General features: G+C 30.2%; 4 protein-coding genes. All 4 read left to right on the top strand.

Going from position 1 to position 2,138, the window contains the following annotated elements:
- Positions 1–628: hypothetical protein (locus tag P8V03_RS18850; protein ID WP_318799353.1), on the top strand; the 628-nt coding region annotated here is incomplete at its 5' end.
- Positions 629–630: 2 nt separating this feature from the next.
- Entirely contained in the window at positions 631–1,173 is a 543-nt protein-coding gene (locus tag P8V03_RS18845; protein WP_261673587.1) for a hypothetical protein, read from the top strand.
- A 101-nt stretch (positions 1,174–1,274) separates the two neighbouring features.
- A complete protein-coding gene (locus P8V03_RS18840; RefSeq protein ID WP_261673588.1) occupies positions 1,275–1,610 on the top strand; it encodes an imm11 family protein in 336 nt (111 codons plus the stop codon).
- Positions 1,601–1,855, top strand: a complete 255-nt coding sequence (locus P8V03_RS19245; RefSeq protein WP_428978993.1) for an imm11 family protein — start codon at positions 1,601–1,603, stop codon at positions 1,853–1,855. Before P8V03_RS18840 ends, P8V03_RS19245 begins: the two co-directional genes overlap by 10 nt.
- Positions 1,856–2,138: the final 283 nt, after the last annotated feature.

The raw sequence follows: 2,138 nt of genomic DNA, 5'->3' as shown, positions 1-2,138 counted from the left end.
TTATGCCAAGAATAATCCTGTTAATATGACAGATGAAAATGGATATCTGTCAGGATGGGTTAAATGGGCTATAGCAGCAGTTGTAGCAGTAGTTGCAGTTGCGGCGGTTATAGCTATAGCATCACCAGCTACTGCAGCAGCAGCTGTAACTATGGGAACTGCTGCGTTAACTAGAATATCGCAGATTGTACAACGAGTTGGTCAGAGAGCTGTGCAGGTCGCAAGTAAGTTAAAAAATAAATCTACAGGTGCATATAATTCATCATACAAAGGTGGAGAAACTGGTCTAGGAAAGTTAAGTGGTAGGTCTATTAATGTTACAAGGAAAGGATTAAATATTGTAAAAAGCCATATAACAACTTTTGAAGAATATGGGCCTAATAATGCTATGATAAATAGACTTGAAAATGCATTAGTTAAAGGAAAACAAGTAACGGGATCAGATGCGAGTTTTTATATGCATGAGATTTCGGAGTCAACTATAATGTCCAAAGGACTTAGTTATAATGAAGCACACGCTGCTGCATTAAGTAAATATGGAGTTTCACCATTTAGTGTATATCATCCTGAAGTTATAAATATGTATCCACAAGAATTTAATTCAAGATGGATAAATTTTTGGAGGTAGAAATGATAATTGTAGAAAATAAAACAAAATTTATAAGAGCTAGATTATGGACAGATGAGTTACCAGAATTGAAATATAACACTATTGAAGTGCTGAAAGTAGATATAGAAACTGTTAATGCTGAAAATTGGCAACAAAAGTATTTAGGACTGGAATTGTCACTATCAAGAAATAGCAGCAATTATGCTTTATTGGGTGTAAAATATGTACCAAGTAAAGAAAAAGTTTTAAAAGTAAAGGTTAATGTAGGTATGTCTAACGATGTAATATTAAAAAATAATATTGCACAAGAAATTGATGAAGTTCATGTAGGAATACCTAAAGAATATGCAGCACCTATTATTAATTATATACAAGAAAATATTAACAAAATAAACATTCCACCAGGTACATTACTTTTTAATACAGGAGCACATGGATATATAGGCTCAAGTCAAACAGTATTTTTGTTATCAACTAAAATTCTTATAAATATGATTCATAAGGATTTAAAATCAATATATGAAGATGATTTAATTAAAGTAATTGATGAAAGTATAAAATGACGAGTAGGTATAACTTGAAATTAAAGTAGTAATTTATTGTTTAAGGCAGAAAACACTGTTACTGAAGAGATATTGTAGGGAAGTTATTAGGAGAATTTAAAATGAAATATTATAAAATAATGTTTGATGATGAAAGAATTAAGAAAGATGATATAGTATGTTTTACAGAAAAGGAATATGAGAGAAGATATGGAGTAAAACAATACGATTTAAATGATGGCAAGTTTATTGATAACTGGAGTGATATTTTTACTTTCTATTACAATGAGAAAGATGGGAATCAACCAACTGACTATATATCTAATAATTTAGGTTGGTTTTTAGTATCTCATAGGTTTCAGCAAATTATGAAAAGTTTTCGAGAAGAGCAAATACAATATTTACCTGTCAATATTAAAGAAACAAATACTGGAAAAGTGTTAAATGAATTTTTGTAGTTAATATTGTAAATTTAGTTGATGCACTAGATTTATCAAACTCCGAATACACGGAATTTCAGGTAAGAGGAAATAAGTATATTACAGTTATTAAATATGCATTAAAAGAGGATAAATTAGAAAGAAGACATTTGGTGAGATTAACTAATAGTAAATTTTCAGTTTTTATATCTGAGGAATTAAAGATTGCATTAGAAAATAATAAAATAACTGGATGTGACTTTTTAGAGGTTAAAACAATATAGTAAGCAGAGAAGTGTTTTCGGTTTTCTGCTAAGGAGTTTGCCGACATAGCCATCAACCTAAGCAATAACAAAGGCTGATGGCTTTTTATGGCACCTTATTGCAGTAAGTTGGCAGTTTACCCCAGGAAACTTGACTTTAACTGGTAAGCTCTATTTAAATCATAGCATTTATAAGTGGCAAACTGCAGACTTCAAAGATTTTAGTAAACTAAAGACAGCTATAGGAAGTAATATAGGTGGAACCTATTCACTAAATGGATTAATTAGAAACTTCAATTATTCC

This window comes from Clostridium tanneri, assembly GCF_033659955.1.
In the GTDB taxonomy this organism is placed as follows: Bacteria; Bacillota; Clostridia; order Clostridiales; family Clostridiaceae; genus Clostridium_AM; species Clostridium_AM tanneri.
The sequence above is the reverse complement of the archived record's forward strand: the minus strand, read 5'-3'. Positions and strand labels throughout refer to the sequence as shown.

What these genes read in the sequence shown, in the direction of transcription:
- P8V03_RS18845 (WP_261673587.1), top strand. Translation starts at nt 631, where the DNA reads ATGATAATTGTAGAAAATAAAACAAAATTTATAAGAGCTAGATTATGG.
- P8V03_RS18840 (WP_261673588.1), top strand. Translation starts at nt 1,275, where the DNA reads ATGAAATATTATAAAATAATGTTTGATGATGAAAGAATTAAGAAAGAT.